This is a genomic window from Agromyces sp. MMS24-JH15 (genome assembly GCF_043518605.1).
Taxonomy (GTDB): domain Bacteria; phylum Actinomycetota; class Actinomycetes; order Actinomycetales; family Microbacteriaceae; genus Agromyces.
On record NZ_CP171358.1, the window covers coordinates 348,357 to 365,961 of the forward strand.

14 protein-coding genes are annotated in these 17,605 nt (G+C 73.6%); 5 read left to right on the forward strand and 9 right to left on the reverse strand.

The features are described 5' to 3' along the window. Positions 1-50 precede the first annotated feature (50 nt). The gene (locus tag ACDF64_RS01660; protein ID WP_394553046.1) at positions 51-710 is read left to right on the forward strand and encodes a TetR/AcrR family transcriptional regulator; all 660 of its coding nucleotides are present in this window, start codon (positions 51-53) and stop codon (positions 708-710) included. 46 nt (positions 711-756) lie between these two features. Here ACDF64_RS01660 and ACDF64_RS01665 read toward each other — a convergent pair whose 3' ends face one another. From ACDF64_RS01665 to ACDF64_RS01680, 4 genes are read right to left on the reverse strand one after another with little or no spacing between them, the layout of a single operon-like run. After that, on the reverse strand, positions 757-1,833 hold the full coding sequence (locus ACDF64_RS01665; protein ID WP_394553047.1) for an NAD(P)H-dependent flavin oxidoreductase: 1,077 nt from the start codon (positions 1,831-1,833) through the stop codon (positions 757-759). Continuing rightward, positions 1,830-4,028 (reverse strand): 3-hydroxyacyl-CoA dehydrogenase NAD-binding domain-containing protein, encoded by a 2,199-nt coding sequence (locus ACDF64_RS01670; RefSeq protein ID WP_394553048.1) that lies wholly within the window; start codon positions 4,026-4,028, stop codon positions 1,830-1,832. Before ACDF64_RS01670 ends, ACDF64_RS01665 begins: the two co-directional genes overlap by 4 nt. 27 nt (positions 4,029-4,055) lie before the next feature. Then, positions 4,056-5,264 (reverse strand): acetyl-CoA C-acetyltransferase, encoded by a 1,209-nt coding sequence (locus ACDF64_RS01675; RefSeq protein ID WP_394553049.1) that lies wholly within the window; start codon positions 5,262-5,264, stop codon positions 4,056-4,058. Between the two features lie 36 nt (positions 5,265-5,300). Continuing rightward, positions 5,301-6,476 (reverse strand): acyl-CoA dehydrogenase family protein, encoded by a 1,176-nt coding sequence (locus tag ACDF64_RS01680; protein ID WP_394553050.1) that lies wholly within the window; start codon positions 6,474-6,476, stop codon positions 5,301-5,303. Between the two features lie 213 nt (positions 6,477-6,689). Between ACDF64_RS01680 and ACDF64_RS01685 the strand changes: the two genes are divergently transcribed. The 3 genes from ACDF64_RS01685 to ACDF64_RS01695 are packed head-to-tail and all read left to right on the forward strand — an operon-like array spanning position 6,690 to position 9,740. After that, a complete protein-coding gene (locus tag ACDF64_RS01685) occupies positions 6,690-7,964 on the forward strand; it encodes an acyl-CoA dehydrogenase family protein (RefSeq protein WP_394553051.1) in 1,275 nt (424 codons plus the stop codon). Beyond that, positions 7,948-8,961, forward strand: coding sequence for a phosphotransferase family protein (locus ACDF64_RS01690; protein ID WP_394553052.1), 1,014 nt, complete (start codon positions 7,948-7,950; stop codon positions 8,959-8,961). Before ACDF64_RS01685 ends, ACDF64_RS01690 begins: the two co-directional genes overlap by 17 nt. Further along, positions 8,958-9,740, forward strand: coding sequence for an SDR family NAD(P)-dependent oxidoreductase (locus ACDF64_RS01695; RefSeq protein WP_394553053.1), 783 nt, complete (start codon positions 8,958-8,960; stop codon positions 9,738-9,740). The genes ACDF64_RS01690 and ACDF64_RS01695 overlap by 4 nt, the downstream gene beginning before the upstream one ends. A gap of 102 nt (positions 9,741-9,842) precedes the next feature. Here ACDF64_RS01695 and ACDF64_RS01700 read toward each other — a convergent pair whose 3' ends face one another. Both ACDF64_RS01700 and ACDF64_RS01705 read right to left on the reverse strand, forming a co-directional pair. Then, complete coding sequence (locus ACDF64_RS01700) at positions 9,843-11,648, reverse strand: alcohol dehydrogenase catalytic domain-containing protein (RefSeq protein WP_394553054.1); 1,806 nt, start codon at positions 11,646-11,648, stop codon at positions 9,843-9,845. Continuing rightward, positions 11,645-13,225, reverse strand: a complete 1,581-nt coding sequence (locus ACDF64_RS01705) for a long-chain-fatty-acid--CoA ligase (RefSeq protein WP_394553055.1) — start codon at positions 13,223-13,225, stop codon at positions 11,645-11,647. Before ACDF64_RS01705 ends, ACDF64_RS01700 begins: the two co-directional genes overlap by 4 nt. Positions 13,226-13,370: 145 nt before the next feature. Between ACDF64_RS01705 and ACDF64_RS01710 the strand changes: the two genes are divergently transcribed. Continuing rightward, entirely contained in the window at positions 13,371-14,594 is a 1,224-nt protein-coding gene (locus ACDF64_RS01710) for a TetR/AcrR family transcriptional regulator (RefSeq protein ID WP_394553056.1), read from the forward strand. A 160-nt stretch (positions 14,595-14,754) separates the two neighbouring features. On the opposite strand, the gene ACDF64_RS01715 is transcribed toward ACDF64_RS01710, so the two are convergent. The 3 genes from ACDF64_RS01715 to ACDF64_RS01725 all read right to left on the reverse strand — a co-directional run bounded on the left by ACDF64_RS01715 (position 14,755) and on the right by ACDF64_RS01725 (position 17,571). After that, entirely contained in the window at positions 14,755-16,296 is a 1,542-nt protein-coding gene (locus ACDF64_RS01715) for an aldehyde dehydrogenase family protein (RefSeq protein WP_394553057.1), read from the reverse strand. Positions 16,297-16,380: 84 nt separating this feature from the next. Then, a complete protein-coding gene (locus ACDF64_RS01720; protein WP_394553058.1) occupies positions 16,381-16,590 on the reverse strand; it encodes a DUF1653 domain-containing protein in 210 nt (69 codons plus the stop codon). Positions 16,591-16,689: 99 nt separating this feature from the next. Further along, a complete protein-coding gene (locus ACDF64_RS01725; protein ID WP_394553059.1) occupies positions 16,690-17,571 on the reverse strand; it encodes an NAD-dependent epimerase/dehydratase family protein in 882 nt (293 codons plus the stop codon). Positions 17,572-17,605 lie beyond the last annotated feature (34 nt).

The window sequence follows — 17,605 nt, forward strand, 5'->3', positions numbered from 1 at the left end:
GCTGCGAGGCATCCTCCGGTATCTTCTAAGGAAGATTAGAAAGGTTCCCGATGGCGCAGGATCCGGCCCCCGCCCCGGCGAGCACGCTCGAGGCCGACGCGAGAGCGGACGCGGCATCCGACGCGCCGACCAAGTCCGCGCGCACGCGCGAGCGGATCCTCGACGCGGCGGCCCACGTCCTCAGCCGCAAGGGGTACGCCGGCACGCGGCTCTCGGACATCGCCGAGCGCGCCAGGCTGCAGGCTCCCGCGATCTACTACTACTTCTCCTCGCGCGACGAGCTGATCGAGGAGGTCATGTGGGTCGGCGTCGCCCGCGTCCACGCGCACGTCGCCGCCGAGCTCGCCGCCCTGCCCGACGACACCTCGCCGCTCGACCGGATCATGAAGGCCGTCGAGGAGCACCTGCGCTACGAGCTGCTGATCTCCGACTACACGACCGCCTCGATCCGCAACGCGAACCAGGTGCCGGAGGAGCTGCGTGCGCGCCCGGCCGCCGAGGAGGCGCGCTACGCCCAGATCTGGCGCGACCTGTTCATCGCCGCGCAGGAGGCCGGGCAGCTCCGCCCCGACCTCGACGTCGCGATCACGCGGCTGCTCCTCCTCGGCGCCATGAACTGGGCCGCGGAATGGTGGAACCCGCGGCACCGCACGCTCGACGACCTCGTCCGCGCGACGCAGGACATGGTGCGGCACGGCATCACCGCCTGAGACCGCGTCGCGGCTGCCCGCGCGCGCTGCGCCCGCAGCAGGTCCCCTACGCCACTGCGGCGCTCCCGACCGGCTCGGCGAAGAGCGCGAGCCGCGCGCGCAGGACCTGCGCCGCTTCCTCGACGGTGCGGCGCACGACCTCGCCGGCGGTCGGGATGTCGCGGATGATGCCCTGCACCAGCCCGACCGTCCAGATGCCGGCGTCGAGGTCACCGTCCTCGAAGACCTTCCGGCCGCGCGCGCCCGCGACGAGCGGCTGCACGTCGGGGAACAGTCCGCCGGCCGCGAGGATCTGCACGACCTCGTCGCTGACCGCGTTCTTCGCGACGCGCGCGGTGTTCCGCAGGCTCCGGAAGACGAGGTTGGTGTCGAGCTCGGATGCCTCGACGATCCGGTCCTTGACGGCCTGCGCGATCGGCGACTCGACCGTGCACATGAACCGCGAGCCCATGTTCACGCCGTCGGCGCCGAGCGCGAGCGCCGCCGCGAGCCCACGGCCGTCGGCGAAGCCCCCGGAGGCGATGAACGGGATGGTCAGCGCGTCGGCGGCGGCGGGGATGAGCACGAGCCCGGGCACGTCGTCCTCGCCGGGATGCCCCGCGCACTCGAACCCGTCGATCGAGACCGCGGTGACGCCGACGAGCTCCGCCTTCAGCGCGTGCCGGACGCTCGTGCACTTGTGGATGACCCGCACGCCGTGGTCCCGGAACAGGTCCATGTGCGGCTCCGGGTTCGAGCCCGCGGTCTCCACGATGGTCACGCCCGCATCGATGATCGCACGGCGGTACTCGTCGTACGGCGGCGGGTTGATCGACGGCAGGATCGTGAGGTTCACGCCGAACGGCTTGTCGGTGAGCGCGCGAGCGCGCTCGATCTCGCGGACGAGGTCGGCCGGCGTCGGCTGCGTGAGCGCCGTGATCATGCCGAGGCCGCCGGCCTCCGAGACCGCGGCGGCGAGCTCGGCCCGCCCGACCCACATCATCCCGCCCTGCACGACGGGGTGGTCGATCCCGAGGGCGTCGGTGAAGCGGGTGCGGAGGCGCGTTTCGACTCGTCGCTGCGCTCCTCGCGCAACGACCGGGAGCTGCGCTCCTCGCTCGACGACCGAGGCGGATTCGCTCACCGGTACTCCTCCCCGCGCTCCGCGCGGGCCACGAGCGACGCGGGCGGCAGGAACCGGTCGCCGTAGGCGGCCGCGAGCTCGCGGGCGCGCGCGACGAAGCCGGGCAGGCCGCCCTCGTACTGGTTGACGTACTGGAGCACGCCGCCGGTCCAGGCGGGGAATCCGATGCCGTAGATCGAGCCGATGTTCGCGTCGGGGACGCTCGTGAGCACACCCGCGTCGAGGCACGCGATCGCGTCGAGCGCCTCGGCGAAGAGCATCCGCTCCTGCAGGTCCACGAACGGCGGCACGGTGCGGCCCGAGCCGAACCGCTCGCGCAGCCCCGGCCAGAGCCCCGAGCGCTTCCCGTCGGCGTCGTACTCGTAGAACCCGCGCCCGGCCTTGCGGCCCGGCCGGTCCGCGTCGTCGATCATCCAGTCGACGACCTCCTCGGCGGGGTGCGACACCCAGGTCGCCCCCTCTGCCTCCTCGGCCGCGCGCGTCTCGAGGCGGATCTTCTGCGTGAGCGTGAGCGTGAGCTCGTCGAGGAGCTGGAGCGCGCCGGCGGGGTATCCGGCCTGGAGCGCCGCCTGCTCGACGGACGCGGGCTCCACGCCCTCGCCGACGGCCGCGACGGCCTCGTCGATGAACTTGCCGATCACGCGCGACGTGAAGAACCCGCGTGCGTCGTTCACGACGATCGGGGTCTTCCGGATCTGCTGGACGAAGTCGAAGGTCTTCGCGAGCACCGCGTCGCTCGTGCCTCGACCGCGGACGATCTCGACGAGCGGCATCTTGTCGACCGGCGAGAAGAAGTGGATGCCGATGAAGTCGGCGGGCCGGGCGACGCCCTCGGACAGCAGCGTGATCGGCAGCGTCGACGTGTTCGAGCCGAGCACGGCGTCGGGCTCGACGAGGTCCTGGATCTCCTGGAACACCTGCTGCTTCACGGGCACGGACTCGAAGACGGCCTCGATGACGATGTCGACGCCCGCGAAGTCCGCCGCCTCGGCGGTCGGCGTGATGCGCGCGAGCAGCGCCGCGGACCGCTCGGGGGTCGTGGTCCCGCGCGCGAGCGCCTTCTCCTCGAGCGCGGCGGCGTAGCCCTTGCCGCGTTCGGCGGCCTCGAGCGAGACATCCTTCAGCACGACCTCGATGCCCGCCTTCGCGGCGACGTACGCGATCGCCGCGCCCATCATGCCGGCGCCGAGCACGCCGAGCTTCCGGGCGGTGAACCGGGGGTACCCGTCGGGGCGGCTGCCGCCGGCGTTGATGTGCTGCAGGTCGAAGAAGAACGCCTGGATCATGTTCTTCGCGACCTGCGTGTGCGTGAGCTGCACGAGGTAGCGCGTCTCGATGGTCGAGGCCGTGTCGAAGTCGACGTACGCGCCCTCGACCGCGGCCGCCATCGCGGCCCGCGGCGCGGGCATCGGCGCGCCCTTCAGCTGCTTGCGCAGCAGCGCGGGCATCGCGGGCAGGATCCCGGCGACCGACGCCGAGTTCGGCGCCCCGCCCGGGAGGCGGAACCCGCGCTCGTCCCACGGCTTCACGGGCGCCGGGTTGGCGGCGATCCACGCACGTGCCCGGGCGTCGAGCTCGGCGAGTGGCGCGACCTCGTCGACGATGCCGACGGCGAGCGCGTCGTCGGCGCGGAACTTCGTGGCGGGCAGGATCACGTCGGCGAGCGCCTTCTGCAGCCCGAGCATGCGCACGAGGCGCGTGATGCCGCCGCCGCCCGGGAGGAGCCCGAGCGAGACCTCGGGCACTCCGAACTGCGCGCCCGGCACGTCGCCCGCGGCGATCCGGTGGTGCGCCGCGAGCGCGACCTCGAGTCCGCCGCCCAGCGCGGTCCCGTTGAGCGTCGCGACCACGGGCCGGCCGAGCAGCTCGAGCCGACGCAGCAGGGACTTCACGTGCTCGACGTGCGCGGTCTCCTCGGCGGAGTTCGCCGGGTCGGCCGCCTGCAGCAGGTTCAGGTCGCCGCCCGCGAACCAGCTCCGCTTCGCCGACGCGAGGATCACGCCCGTGATCGCGTCGCGCTCGCGCTCGAGCCGCTCCACGGTCGCCGCCAGGGCCGCGACGAAGTGCGGGTTCATGGTGTTCACCGCGGCATCCGGGTCGTCCATGGTGATCGTGACGACGCCGTCGGCGCCCTGGGCCCACGCGTAGCCGGGCTCGGCCGCCGCGGGGCGCACCTCGTCGATCGTGCTGCTCATCTCGTGCTCTCCTCGATGCCGTTCGTCTCAGACCCGCTCGATGACGGTCGCGATGCCCATGCCCCCGCCGACGCACAGCGTCGCGAGCCCGCGCCGCAGGTCGCGGCGCTCGAGCTCGTCGAGGAGCGTGCCGAGGATCATCGCGCCGGTCGCGCCGAGCGGATGCCCCATCGCGATCGCGCCGCCGTTGACGTTGACCTTCTCGTGCGGGATGTCCAGGTCCTTCATCCACTTCATGACGACCGACGCGAACGCCTCGTTCAGCTCGAACAGGTCGATGTCGGATGCCTCGAGCCCGGCCTTCTCGAGCGCCTTGCGCGTCGCGGGCGTGGGGCCGGTGAGCATGATCGTGGGGTCCGATCCCGTGACCGCGGTCGACACGATGCGAGCACGGGGCTCGAGCCCGAGCTGCTCGCCGATCTCGGCGCTGCCGATCACGAGCAGGGCCGCGCCGTCGACGATGCCCGACGAGTTGCCCGCGGTGTGCACGTGCGAGATCCGCTCGACGTGGTGGTACTTCTGCAGCGCGACGGCGTCGAACCCGCCCTGGTCGCCGATCGCGGCGAACGCCGGGGACAGCTCGCCGAGCGTCGCGACCGTCGAGCCCGGCCGGCGGTGCTCGTCGTGGTCGAGCACCGTGACGCCGTTCTGGTCGCGCACGGGCACGACCGAGCGGGCGAACCGGCCGCTGCGCCACGCGTCGTCGGCGCGGCGCTGCGACTCCGCGGCGAACGCGTCGACGTCCTCTCGGCTGAACCCCTCGAGGGTCGCGATGAGGTCGGCGCCGATGCCCTGGGGCACGAAGTAGAGGTCGTAGTTGGTGGTCGGGTCCTGCGCGTACGCGCCGCCGTCGGACCCGATCGGCACGCGCGACATCGACTCGACCCCGCCCGCGAGGATCAACCGGTCGAACCCGGACGCGACCTTCTGGGCGGCCGTGTTGACCGCCTCGAGGCCCGATGCGCAGAACCGGTTGAGCTGGACGCCGGCGACGGTCTCGGGCAGGCCGGCCACGAGCGCGGCGGTGCGCGCGATGTCGGAGCCCTGCTCGCCGATCGGCGAGACCACGCCGAGCACGACGTCGTCGATGAGGTCGACGTCGAGCCCGGGGTTGCGCTCCCGGAGCGCGTCGATGAGGCCGACCACGAGGTCGACCGGCTTGGTGCCGTGGAGTGCGCCGCCGCGGTTCTTCCCGCGGGGCGTGCGCACGGCGTCGTAGATGAATGCGTCAGGCATGGGGCATCCGTTCCGTTCCCGTGGTCCGTGCCGCGGTCAGAGACCGAGGCTCCGGCCGACGATCTCCTTCATGATCTCGGTCGTTCCGCCGTAGATCGTGGTGATGCGCGCGTCCTCGTAGTCGCGCGCGATCCGGTACTCGCGCATGTAGCCGTATCCGCCGTGGAGCTGCAGGCAGCGGTTCACGATGTCGACGTACTGCTCGGTGGTCCAGAACTTCGCGGCGGCGGCATCCTCGGCGCTGAGCTCGCCCGCCGCGTGCCGCAGGAGGCACTGGTCGATGTACGCCCGGCTGACCTGCGTCGCGGTCACCATCTCGGCGAGCTCGAACCGGGTGTTCTGGAACGACCCGATGGGCTTGCCGAACGCGTGCCGTTCCTTCACGTACGCGAGCGTGCGGTCGAGCACGCCCTCGCTCGCGGCGACCGCGGCGGCCGCGATCGAGATCCGCTCCTGCGGGAGGTTCCGCATGAGGCCGAGGAATCCCTGGCCCTCGGCGCCGAGCAGGTTCGCGGCGGGCACGCGGACGCCCTCGAAGACGAGCTCGGACGTGTCCTGCGCGTGCAGGCCGATCTTGTCGAGCTTGCGGCCGCGGGAGAAGCCCGGCCGATCGGCCTCGACCACGATGAGGCTCAGGCCCTTGTGCGGGTCGGCGCCCGTGCGCACCGCCGTGACGACGAGGTCGGCGTTCTGGCCGTTCGAGATGAAGATCTTCGTGCCGTCGATCACGTAGTCGTCGCCGTCGCGAACCGCGCGCGTGCGGATGCCCGCCAGGTCGCTGCCCGTGCCAGGCTCGGTCATGGCGACCGCGGTGATGAGGGTGCCCGCCGCGATGCCCGGGAGCCACCGCCGCTTCTGCTCGTCGTTCGTCAGGTCGGTGAAGTAGGGGATCACGATGTCGTTCGACAGCGCGATGCCGGCCATGCCGCTGGACACCGGGTTGCGTGCGAGCTCCTCGCCCATGACGGCGTTGAAGCGGAAGTCGTCGGCGCCGCCGCCGCCGTACTCCTCGGGGATGCCGAAGCCGAGGATCCCGGCCTCGGCGGCCCGCTCGAAGAGGCTGCGGTCGACCTGGCCCTCGCGATCCCAGCGCTCGGCGTTCGGCTCGGCGTGCTGGGCGACGAACTCGCGCACGACGTCGCGGAACTGCTCGTGCTCCACGTCGTAGACGGTGCGCAGTCGGTCCGTCGCACGCGTGGGGGTCTGTGTCATCGCCCTGATCTCCCTCGATCCCGCAGCGCTGCGCCGCGGTACTCCCGGAGTCTACGTCGGTCGCATGGTTTCTACAACCGATTAGAAAATCTGCTCGCGAACCCTTGAACGGCCGTAGGAATTCGGCTTGGATCATGACGGGGGAATTCTCATCCCGATTAGAACCGGCCCGGTGCGTGCCCGGCCGGCGGCCACGTCGCGACGGAGGGGCGGATGCCCACAGCCCACGAACTCACCACGGCCGTGCGCGACTTCGTGCGCGAGACCGTGATCCCGGTCGAGGTCGCGCACGCCGGTGTGCTGCACGCGGGCGGCCCGGGCGGCCCGGGCATCCCGGGCATCGCGGGCGTCGACGCCGTCGGCGGCCTCCCGGCCGAGGACCGGCTCCGCGCCGACCTGCAGGCCGCGGCGCGCGACGCGGGCCTGCTCGCGCCGCACCTCGCGTCCGGCCCCCTCGGGCGCCGCCTCACGACGCTCGAGCAGGCGGCGGTCTTCGAGGCGGCGGGCTACTCCCTGTTCGGCCCGATCGCGCTCAACATCGCCGCACCCGACGAGGGCAACCTGCACCTGCTCGAGCGCGTCGGGACGGCGGCGCAGCGCGAGCGCTGGGTCGCCCCGCTCGCCGACGCCCGCATCCGTTCGGCCTTCGCGATGACCGAGCCGCCTCCCGGCGCGGGCAGCGACCCCCGCGCCCTCCGCACGCGGGCCGAGCGCGTGCCCGGCGGCTGGCGGATCACGGGCGAGAAGTGGTTCATCACGGGCGCGCGCGGTGCCGACCTGCTCATCTGCATGGCCCGGACGTCGGGCGAACCCGGCGATGCCGACGGCGCGACCGCGTTCCTGGTCCCCGGCGACTGCGCGGGCCTCGAGGTCGTGCGCGACCTGGGCACCGTCGACGCGAGCATGGCGGGCGGGCACGGCGTCGTCCGGTTCGACGGATGCCTCGTGCCCGACGACGCCGTGCTCGGCGAGGTCGGCGGCGGCTTCGCGGCCGCCCAGGTCCGGCTTGCGCCCGCGCGGCTCACGCACTGCATGCGGTGGCTCGGGATCGCCGGACGCGCGCACGACCTCGCGCTCGCGCACGTGACCGAGCGGCGCGCATTCGGCGCGCGGATCGCCGACCTCGGCCTCGCGCAGCAGCACCTCGCCGACGATGAGATCGACCTGGCCGCGTCGCGCGCGCTCATCCGTGAGACCGCGCGCGTGCTCGACGCGGTCGATGCCGGGGAGGCGGAGGCCGGCGACGCGGGCACGGCCACGTCGATCGCGAAGACCTTCGTCTCCGAGGCGGTCGGCCGAGTCGTCGATCGCGCGGTCCAGCTCGCGGGCGGGCAGGGCGTCTCCGACGAGCTGCTGCTCTCGCGGTACTGGCGCGAGGTGCGCGCGTTCCGCATCTACGACGGGTCGAGCGAGACGCATCGCTGGTCGATCGCGAAGCGGGCCGTGCGGCGCTTCGCCGAGGGCGGACGTCATGACCTCGGGCGCTGAGGTCCCCGGCATCGACCGGGTCGCACTGGTCGGCTGGCTCCGCGCGACGACCGATGCGGATGTCGCGCACCTCCGCATCTCGCAACTCGCGGGCGGCAAGTCGAACCTGACCTACCTGCTCGAGGACGGCGTGCACCGCTGGGTGCTGCGGCGGCCCCCGCTCGGTCCGCTCACGCCGACCGCGCACGACATGTTGCGCGAGCATCGCGTGGTCCGCGCCCTCGGGCCGAGCCGGGTGCCGGTGCCGGCTGCGATCGGCGCGTGCGAGGACGACTCGGTCCTCGGCGTCCCGTTCGCGGTCTTCGAGCACGTCGCGGGCCGGACGGTCCGCAGCGCCGACGACGCCCGCGCCCTGCCGGAGGCGGCGCGCGCCCGGGCGCTCGGCTCGTTCGTCGACACGTTGGTCGCACTGCACGCGGTCGATCCCGTCGCTGTCGGCCTCGGCGACCTCGGTCGGCCCGCGGGGTTCACGGCACGGCAGGTCGCCCGGTGGCGCGGGCAGTGGGACCGCGTCGCGACGCGCGACGGGTCGGCGGCGCTCCGGCTCGCCGACCGCCTCGCCGCGTCGGTACCCGACCACGACGGCGCCGCGATCGTGCACGGCGACTACCGGATCGACAACGTGCTCCTCTCCGACGCGGGCGACGTGGTCGCGGTGCTCGACTGGGAGATGGCGACGCTCGGCGATCCGCTCGCCGACCTCGGGCTCGCGCTGGTCTACCTCGACCCGGTCAGCGAGCCCGTGCTCGGCGTCGAGCACGTCAGCCGTGCCGGGCTGCCGGGCGGCGACGACCTCGCCGAGCGGTACGCCGCCGCGTCCGGTCGCGACCTGGCGGACCTCGACTTCCACCTCGCGCTCGCGTGCTTCAAGCTGGCCGTGATCGCGGAGGGGATCCACGAGCGCCACCTCGCGGGCCGCACGGTCGGCGAGGGGTTCGAGACGATCGGGAGCGCGGTCGAGCCGCTGCTGGCCGCGGGAATGGAGCGGATCGGATGACCTCGAAGACGGATGCCTCGACGGCATCGCCGACCGCGCGTGCGACGTCGCCGCGCGCCGCGCTCGTGACGGGCGGCTCGCGCGGCATCGGGCTCGCGATCGCGGAGGCGCTCGCTGCCGAGGGCTTCGCCCTCACGATCTCGGCGCGCGGCGCCGGACCGCTCGACGAGGCCGCGGACCGGCTGCGCGCGGCGGGCGCGCAGGTCCTGGCCGTGCCGGCGGATGCCTCGGACCCCGACGACCTCGCGGCCCTGCTCGACGCGCACGAGCGGGCGTACGACCGCCTCGACGCACTCGTGCTGAACGCGGGCATGGGGTTCGCGAGCCCGATCGCCGACACCCCGCTGCGCCGGCTCGACACCCACATCGCGCTCAACCTGCGCGGGACGTTCGCGTTGACGTCGGCCGCGATCCCGCTCCTGCGGCGCACCGCGGAGGCCGACCCGCGCGGAGCGCGCGTGATCGCGATCGCCTCGCTCGCCGGGCTCATGGCGGAGCCGGGACTCGGCGCCTACGGCGCGACCAAGGCCGCGGTGGTCTCGCTGTGCGAGGCGGTGTGCGCCGAGGAGGGCGCGTCCGGGGTGTCGGCGACCGCGCTCTGCCCCGGATACGTGGACACCGACATGGCCGCGTGGAAGCACGGCGACCTCGACCCGCAGCGGATGATCCGCGCGTCCGATATCGCCGAACTCGCGGTCTCGATCACCCGCCTGTCGCGCAACGCGGCTGTACCCGTGATCGCGGTGCACCGCGCCGACGGCGGCCTCCGCGGCGCCTGACGCGGCGCCTGGTGCGGCGCGTGGTCCAGTGCCTCGCGCGGTGCCCGGCGCACGGTCCGACGCGGCGCTCGGCCTCGGCATGTGGTGCGAGTCGTCGGGCGGCTACGCGTCCGAGACGACGGGCAGGGGCGACCGCGGGTCGTGCTCGGGGTCGCGCTCGAGCAGGAAGAGGAACGGCTGCCCGTCGTCGAGCGTCCCACGGCCGGTCATGACGCCGAGCACGGTGTCGGGGTCGACGCGGACGAACGCGTCGAGCACCGGCTGCGCGTCGTAGGCCATCGCGGCGGTCGGCCTGCCGCGGTGCACGACCGTGGTGAGCGAGGCTCCCCCGCGCGACAGGCGCTCGTCGACGACCAGGGCGCCGTCGCCGTCGCGGCAGACGATCGGCTGGACGTCGTCGTCGGCCGCGAAGTGCTTGCCGTACCAGCGCGAACGGTCGAGCAACCGGCTCATGCGGTGCCCGGCCGGGATGCCGCGCCCCCGCCACATCCCGCGCAATTCGGCCGGAGCGACCGCAGGGAGGACGTCCCAGATCGCGAGCACCACGCGGGGGTCGACGGGGACGCTCGCGTCCGCGAACCCGCGAACCACCTCGGCCGGTGTCGCGAACGCCGACTCGACCGGCTGTGCCGGTGTCGCGCCACCGAGCAGGTCCGCGACCGGGGCATCCGGCGCGCCCGGGGCACCCAGCTCGCCCGGGGCATCCACCGCGCCCATCCGCAGCACGGCCTTCACCACTCGACCCGACCGGGCCGCCTCGACCGCCTCGCCGATCTCCTCGAAGGCGAACGGGCGCACGAGGCGCTCGAGCGGGAACAGGCCCGCCTCCCAGAGTCGGACGAGCAGGGGCACCGTCTCGGCAGGCACCGCGTCGCCCTCGATGACGCCCGTGAGCGTCCTGCCCCAGAGCAGGCGCGACTGGCTCACGGTGACCGGGTTCGCGCCGGGCCGCAGCGCGACCGTCGCGCAGGTCCCCGGCGAGGCGAGCGCGGACAAGGCCGCGGCGACCGCGTCCGGCGTGCCGACCGTGTCGAGGACGCGGTCGGCGGGCCCCCACGCGGCGACGAGTGCGCGCACGTCAGCGGGGTCGACCGCGTGCGCGGCTCCGAGCTCGAGTGCGAGCGCCCGTCGGGCCGGGTCGGGCTCGACGACCGCGATCTCGGTGCACGACATCGCGCGCGCGGCGAGCAGCGCCGACAGGCCGACCGCGCCCGCGCCGAAGACGAGCAGCCGGTCGTCGGGGCCGGGTCGGAGCACGCGCAGCACCGTGCCCGCGCCCGTCAGGACACCGCAGCCGAGCGGGGCCGCGAGCTCGAACGGGATCCGGTCGCCGATCGGCACCACGTTGCCGACGCGCGCGATCGCGTGCGTCGCCCACGACGACTGCGCCATCCAGGCGCCCGCGACTTCGCCGGGCGGGGCATCCGCGCCCGGGGCATCAGTGCCCGGGGCATCAGGGGGCGGGGCATCCGCGCCCGGTGCATCCGAGCCCGATGCATCCGCCGCCGACGCACCTGCGCCGGCCCGCGCCTCGCGCAGCGTCGCGCTGCCGTCGGGCCGGCGGCCCGCGGTGTTGCGCGCCGCGAACTCGGTGCAGTAGGCCGGGTGCCCGCTCCGGCACGGCCGACATGCCCCGCACGAGTCGAACGTCAGCACGACGCGGTCGCCCGACCGGAGGCCCGCGACCTCCGCGCCGACCTCCTCGACGACGCCCGCGCCCTCGTGCCCGAACACCGCGGGGAATCCGAACGCGACGCCGCCGTCGATCGCGGTGAGGTCGGTGTGGCAGATCCCGGAGGCCGCGATCCGCACGCGCACCTCGTCGCCGCGGAGCGCGTCGAGCTCGACCGGCCGGAGCGTCGGCTCGGCGCCCGCGTCGGCGACGACCGCGGCGACCGCGGCCGTCATCCGACGACGGCCGGCACCGGGTCGGCCTGGCGGAGCGCGACCTTGTTCACCTTGCCCGCCGCGTTCCGCGGCAGCGCCGCGACCGGCACGAGGTGCTTCGGCTGCTTGTACCTCGCGAGCTTGTCGCCCAGCCACTCGCGGAGCGTGTCCGCGGTGAGCGCGGATCCCTCGACCAGCACGACCGCGGCGACCGGCACCTCGCCCCAACGCTCGTCGGAGCGACCGTAGATCGCGGCCTCCACGATCTCGGGATGTGCCGCGAGCGCGTTCTCGACCTCGGCGCAGTACACGTTCTCGCCGCCGGAGATGATCATGTCCTTCTTGCGGTCGACGACCCAGACGAAGCCTTCCTCGTCCTGCCGCACCAGGTCGCCCGAGTGGAACCAGCCGCCCGCGAACGCCTCGGCCGTCTCCTGCGGCTTCCGCCAGTAGCCCTGCATGAGCGTCGGTCCGCGGTAGACGATCTCGCCGACCTCGCCCGGAGCGACGTCGTTCAGGTCGTCGTCGACGACGCGGGACTGGATCGTCGGGATGGGCCGGCCGACCGAGCCGAGCTTGCGCAGGGAGTCCTCGCCGCGGAGCACGCACGTGATCGGCGACATCTCGGTCTGGCCGAACACGGCGACGTTCATGGCGTTCGGGAACGTCTCCTCCATCTGGCGGAGCAGCGTGTCGCTCGCCGGCGCCGCGCCCCAGGAGATGATCCGGAGCGCGAGGTCGCGGTCGCGCACGCCCGGGAGCGCGCAGATGGCCTGCCACTGCTGCGGGACGTTGAACACGATGGTCGCGCGCTCGGCCTCCCACGCGTCGACGAGTGCGGCCGGGTCGAAGGCGCCGAGGGGGTGGAAGACCGTGGTGATGCCGACGATGAAGTTCGGCGCGATCGAGCCGAGGCCGGCGATGTGGAAGAGCGGCGCCGTGAGGTACGCGATGTCGCGCTCGTCGACGATCCCGTTCGCCCGGATGCACGTGACCGCTTGCGCGAAGAGGTTGAGGTGGTCGAGCATCGCGCCCTTCGGCCGGCCCGTGGTGCCCGAGGTGTACATGATGAGCGCGACCTGGTCCTCGGCGACGTCGGGCGCGACGAAGCCGTCCGGCTCCTCGGCGATGAGGTCCTCGACCGCCTCGTGGCCCTCGCCTGCCGCGGCCCCGAGCACGAGGACGCGCCGGATCCGCGCCGTGACCTGGGCGACCGCGCCGACGAGGGGGGCGAGCGGTGCGTCGACGATGATGACGTCGCCGTCGGCGTCGTCCACGATGTAGGCGATCTCGGGCGGTGAGAGACGGATGTTGATCGGCACCGCGATCGCGCCGAGCGTGTTGACGGCGAACACGGCCTCGACGACCTGCGGGCTGTTCAGGGTGAGCAGGAGCACGCGGTCGCCGGCGCCGACGCCGCGGCGCCGGAGCGCCGCCGCGAGCCGCGTGACGCGATCGTGGACCTCGCCCCACGTGGTGTCCTGCCCGAGGTACCGGAACGCGACCGCGTCGCGCCGGTTGGCGGCGTGGGTCGCGACCTGGTTCATCCAGTGGTTCCGCCGCGCCGCGGCGGGGATGATCGGGCTCTCGGTGCTCATCGGGGTTCCCTTCCGTACGACGCTGTACCCGCGCCGGGCCCGCCGGCGCGTGGGTCCAGTATGGCGGCGGGAGCGCAGGATGTCACGACTTTTGTGAATCTGGATTCACACGGATGTCACCCCCGCCGTGCGCTAGCCTGAAGCCGTGGGCACACCGACCTCGCAGCTCGTCGACGGCCGCCGGACCCGGCCCAAGGACCGCCGGGAGCGGATCGCGATGGCCGCGGCCATCGCGTTCTCGGAGCGCGGGTACCACCAGGTCAGCCTGAGCGAGGTCGCCGCCGAGGTCGGCATCTCCGCGCCCGCGCTGTACCGGCACTTCCCCAACAAGTACGCGCTGTTCGCGGAGGCCGCCCGCCGCCTGGCCCACGGGCTGATCGAGGCGACCGACGCCGTCGCGGGGGACGACTTCCCGGACGCCGACGCCGCGAGCCTCGACGACCCTCGCTCACGACTCGACGCCGTGCTCCTGGCCGTCATCGACGCCACGATCGAGAACCGGCGGACCGGCGGGCTCTACCACTGGGAGGGCCGGTACCTGCACGACGACGACCGCGAGCGGCTGCGCGCCGACTTCGCGGAGCTCGCCGCGCGCGTGCGCCGGCCGGTCGCCGCGCTGCGCCCCGAGCTGCCCGCGGCCGACGTCGCCCTGCTCGCCGCCGGCGCCCTCAGCGTGGTCGCGAGCATCACCGATCACCGGACGGCGCTCGCGCAGCGCGCGATCTCCGACCTGCTGCTCGCCTCGGCCGAGCAGGTGATCGCGGCCGACCTCCCGGCCTCGGCGCTCGAGCCGCACGAGCCGGCTCCCGGCGTGCCGAGCGCGTCCAAGCGCGAGGCGATGGTCCGCGCCGCGATCTCGCTGTTCCATCGCAACGGCTACCACGAGACCTCCGTCGAGGAGATCAGCGCCGCCGTGGGCATCACGGCGTCGGGCCTCTACCGCCACTTCTCCGGCAAGGGCGACATCCTGCTCGAGGCGTGCGTGCGCGCCGCCGAGCGCCTCGCCGCGACGACGGCCGATGCGCTCGGCGGGGCCGCGACGCCGCGCGAGGCCCTGCAGCGGCTCATCGACGCGTACGTCGACCACAGCTTCGCCCACCACGAGCTCATGAGCGTGTACTTCTCCGACGTCGGCGCCCTCCCCGAGGCCGATCGCTCGCGGCTCCGGTCGATCCAGCGGCGACACGTCGAGGAGTGGGTGTCGCTCGTCGCCGCCGTACGCACCGACCTCTCCCCCACCGAGGCGCGGTTCGCGGTGCACGCCGGGCTCAACACGGTCGTCGACCTCGGGCGCCTCGTGCACTTCGACCGCGCGCCCGAGACCCGGGCCAGGGTCGGGACGATCGTGCGCGCCGCCCTCGGCGTCTGACCTCTCCCGCCGGTCGAGGAGCGCCGCCTCCCGCCGGGCGAGGAGCGCCCGAGCGGAGCGAGGACGCGTCTCGAGACCCCGCGAGCCGATCTCGAGACGCGTGCTCCGCTCGCTCCTCGATCACCAGTTCAGTCCTCGACGAGCGGAGCGCCCGCCACGACTAGTTCTTCCTGCGGCTCCCGTGCAGCACGTGGAGCATCCGCTCGGTCAGGCGCAGGTCGCGCGCGCTGCGATCCATGCGGAGCAGGTCGAGCATCGGCTTGCTCGTCTGCACGGCGAGCGACTTCACGACGCTGAACTCGCGCAGGCCGTCGGCGCCGTGGATGCGCCCGAAGCCCGAGTCGCCGCGGCCGCCGAACGGGAGCGACGGGATGCCGGCGAACCCGAGCACCGAGTTCACGGTCACCGCTCCCGTCCGCAGTCGGTCGGCGAGTACGCGGGCGCGCGCGATGTCCTTCGTGAAGATCGACGTGGTGAGCCCGTAGGTCGTGTCGTTCGTGCGCGCGACGGCATCGTCGAGGTCGCGCACGCGGTTCACCGCGACGACGGGCCCGAAGGTCTCCTCCCGCATCGCGGCCGAGTCCTCGGGCACGTCGCACAGCACGACCGGGCGGACGTACCCGCCCTCGACCGATTCGGGGCCGCCGAGCGCGGCGGTCGCGCCGTGCTCGAGCGCATCGGCGATGTGGCCCGCGACGACCTCGCTCTGGCGGCCGAGCGTCATCGGCCCGTAGCTCGACGTCGCGTCCGGCCCCGGTGCGAGCCGACCGGCGGCCTCGACGAGCCGTCGGGTGAACTCGTCCGCGACGGGCTCCTCGACGTAGATCCGCTCGACGCCCGCACAGGTCTGGCCCGCGTTGCCCATGGCACCGAAGACCGCGAACGAGACGGCCTGCTCGAGGTCGGCGTCGCGTGCGACGATCATGGCATCCTTGCCGCCCGCCTCGACGACGATCGGCGTGAGCCGCTCGGCGGCGACGGCCATCACGCGGCGCGCGGTGCGCGCCGAGCCGGTGAACGCGAGCTTGTCGACGGCCGCGCGCGCGAGCGCCTCGCCGGTCGCGCCGTCCCCGATCACCACGCGGAACACCGGATGCCCCGGCACCGCCCGGGTCCAGGCATCCTCGATCCACCTGGCCGTGGCCGGCGTGAGCTCGCTCGGCTTGAAGACGATCGCGTTGCCGGCCGCGATCGCGTACCCGATCGAGCCCATCGGCGTGTAGAACGGGTAGTTCCACGGCCCGATCACGCCGACGACGCCGTACGGCTCGTACCCGACGCTCGCCGACTGGTTGTAGCTCGCGAGCCCCGAGGCGACCTTCCGCCGCTTGAGCACCGTGCCGGCGTGCTTGGACGCCCAGTCGAGGTGCGTGAGCGTGAGCACGACCTCGAGCAGGGCGTCGTCGGGCGTCTTGCCGGTCTCGCGCGAGATCACGGCCGCGAGGCCGCGCGCATCGTCGGCGATCGCGGTCTTCCAGGCCTGCAGGTGCTTCCGCCTTCCGGCGAATCCCTGGTCGCGCCACCAGCGCGCCGCGTCGCGCGCGCTCGCGACCGCGGCGTCCACCTCGGCGGCGGTCGCGATCGGGTAGGACTCGATGGGCGAGCCGTCGCGCGGGTCGCGGGTCACCAGCTCGGATGCCCCGGGCGCGGGCTCCACCTGCCCGGTGTCGGATGCCGCAGGCGTGGGGTCGATGAGGGTCATGGCCGTCCTTCGTCGTTGAAGCGCCGAGAAGTGAATTCAGGTTCACGCTACTCGCGCGGGCGGCGCGTGGCAATGGCCTTCCGGTCAGGCGATGCGGACGAACCGCGGCCCCGCGTAGCCGTCGCGCTCGATCACGTCCTCGAACATCGCGACCGGCCGCGCCCAGAACCCGTACTCGCCGTACAGCGCCCGGTAGAAGACGAGCGCCTCGTCCGTCTCGCTGTGCCGGCCGACGGCGTACACCTCGTATCGGGAGCCCTTGAAGTGCTCGTAGATGCCGGGTTCGATCGCCATCGGCCTGGTCCTTCCGTGTCGACGGCCGCCCACCGGGTCCGACGTGCGGCCATCCCGAATGGTAGTGCCGCCCGCCGCCGGGCGACGGGCGGCACTACGTCACGCCGCGGCCGCCGCGAGCTCCCGGTAGGCGACGGAACCGAGGTCGTCCAGGAGCGCCGGGCCCTCGGCGCTCCACCCCCGGAGGTCCTGCGCCTTGGCCGGGTCGAGCACCGCCGTGCGGCCGAGCAGCGCGATCGCGGGATTCACCTGCAGGGCCTGCTCGAGCGTGAGGGCGATCGGCGTGGCGCCGGCGTGTTCGGCGATCGCACCGGCGAGGTCGGCGATGGCCACGGGCTGGGGCGCCGCCGCGTTGAACGCCTCCCCGGGGGCGGGCCGCTCCAGGAGTGCGGAGACGAGCCGGGCCACGTCGTCCACGTGCACGGTCGACCAGCGCTGCGCGCCGTCGCCGACGTACGGCACCACGCCGCGTTCCCGCGCCGCCGCGAACAGGCCGACGAGGAGCGCCGATCCTCCGTGCCCGTGGACGAGTGCGGGGCGGACCACGGTGCCGCCCGCGCCGAGCACGGCGCGCTCACCGAGCAGCTTGAAGGGCTGCGCGGCGGTCTCCGCGCCGAGCTCCGTGGACTCCGTGAGGGGTGCCGGCGAGTTCGGATAGACGAGACCGGTGCTCACGTAGACGAACGGCTTGCCGCGCGCGCCCGAGAGCAGGGCGCGGAGCGCGGGGAGTTCCGTGTCCGCCATCGCGGGGTCCGCGTAGTCGACCGCGGCGTGGACGACCGCGTCGGCGTCCCGCGCGGCCGCCTCCAGCACGTCCAGCTCGGCGAGGGATCCCGCTCGCGCGGTGGCGCCGAGCTCCTCGACGCGCTCCCGGGCGCGGGACGATCGCGCGAGCGCGTGCACGCGGTGCCCCTCGTCGATCAGGCGTCGGGTGAGGTGGGAACCCACGTAGCCGCTGGCCCCGGTGATGAAGATGTCCATGTCGTCTCCTCTGTAAGCGGATAACTGATCCGTT

What these genes read in the sequence shown, in the direction of transcription:
- ACDF64_RS01675 (WP_394553049.1), bottom strand. Translation starts at nt 5,264, where the DNA reads ATGCCTGACGCATTCATCTACGACGCCGTGCGCACGCCCCGCGGGAAG.
- ACDF64_RS01715 (WP_394553057.1), bottom strand. Translation starts at nt 16,296, where the DNA reads ATGACCCTCATCGACCCCACGCCTGCGGCATCCGACACCGGGCAGGTG.
- ACDF64_RS01660 (WP_394553046.1), top strand. Translation starts at nt 51, where the DNA reads ATGGCGCAGGATCCGGCCCCCGCCCCGGCGAGCACGCTCGAGGCCGAC.
- ACDF64_RS01670 (WP_394553048.1), bottom strand. Translation starts at nt 4,028, where the DNA reads ATGAGCAGCACGATCGACGAGGTGCGCCCCGCGGCGGCCGAGCCCGGC.
- ACDF64_RS01680 (WP_394553050.1), bottom strand. Translation starts at nt 6,476, where the DNA reads ATGACACAGACCCCCACGCGTGCGACGGACCGACTGCGCACCGTCTAC.
- ACDF64_RS01695 (WP_394553053.1), top strand. Translation starts at nt 8,958, where the DNA reads ATGACCTCGAAGACGGATGCCTCGACGGCATCGCCGACCGCGCGTGCG.
- ACDF64_RS01685 (WP_394553051.1), top strand. Translation starts at nt 6,690, where the DNA reads ATGCCCACAGCCCACGAACTCACCACGGCCGTGCGCGACTTCGTGCGC.
- ACDF64_RS01705 (WP_394553055.1), bottom strand. Translation starts at nt 13,225, where the DNA reads ATGAGCACCGAGAGCCCGATCATCCCCGCCGCGGCGCGGCGGAACCAC.
- ACDF64_RS01725 (WP_394553059.1), bottom strand. Translation starts at nt 17,571, where the DNA reads ATGGACATCTTCATCACCGGGGCCAGCGGCTACGTGGGTTCCCACCTC.
- ACDF64_RS01720 (WP_394553058.1), bottom strand. Translation starts at nt 16,590, where the DNA reads ATGGCGATCGAACCCGGCATCTACGAGCACTTCAAGGGCTCCCGATAC.
- ACDF64_RS01690 (WP_394553052.1), top strand. Translation starts at nt 7,948, where the DNA reads ATGACCTCGGGCGCTGAGGTCCCCGGCATCGACCGGGTCGCACTGGTC.
- ACDF64_RS01700 (WP_394553054.1), bottom strand. Translation starts at nt 11,648, where the DNA reads ATGACGGCCGCGGTCGCCGCGGTCGTCGCCGACGCGGGCGCCGAGCCG.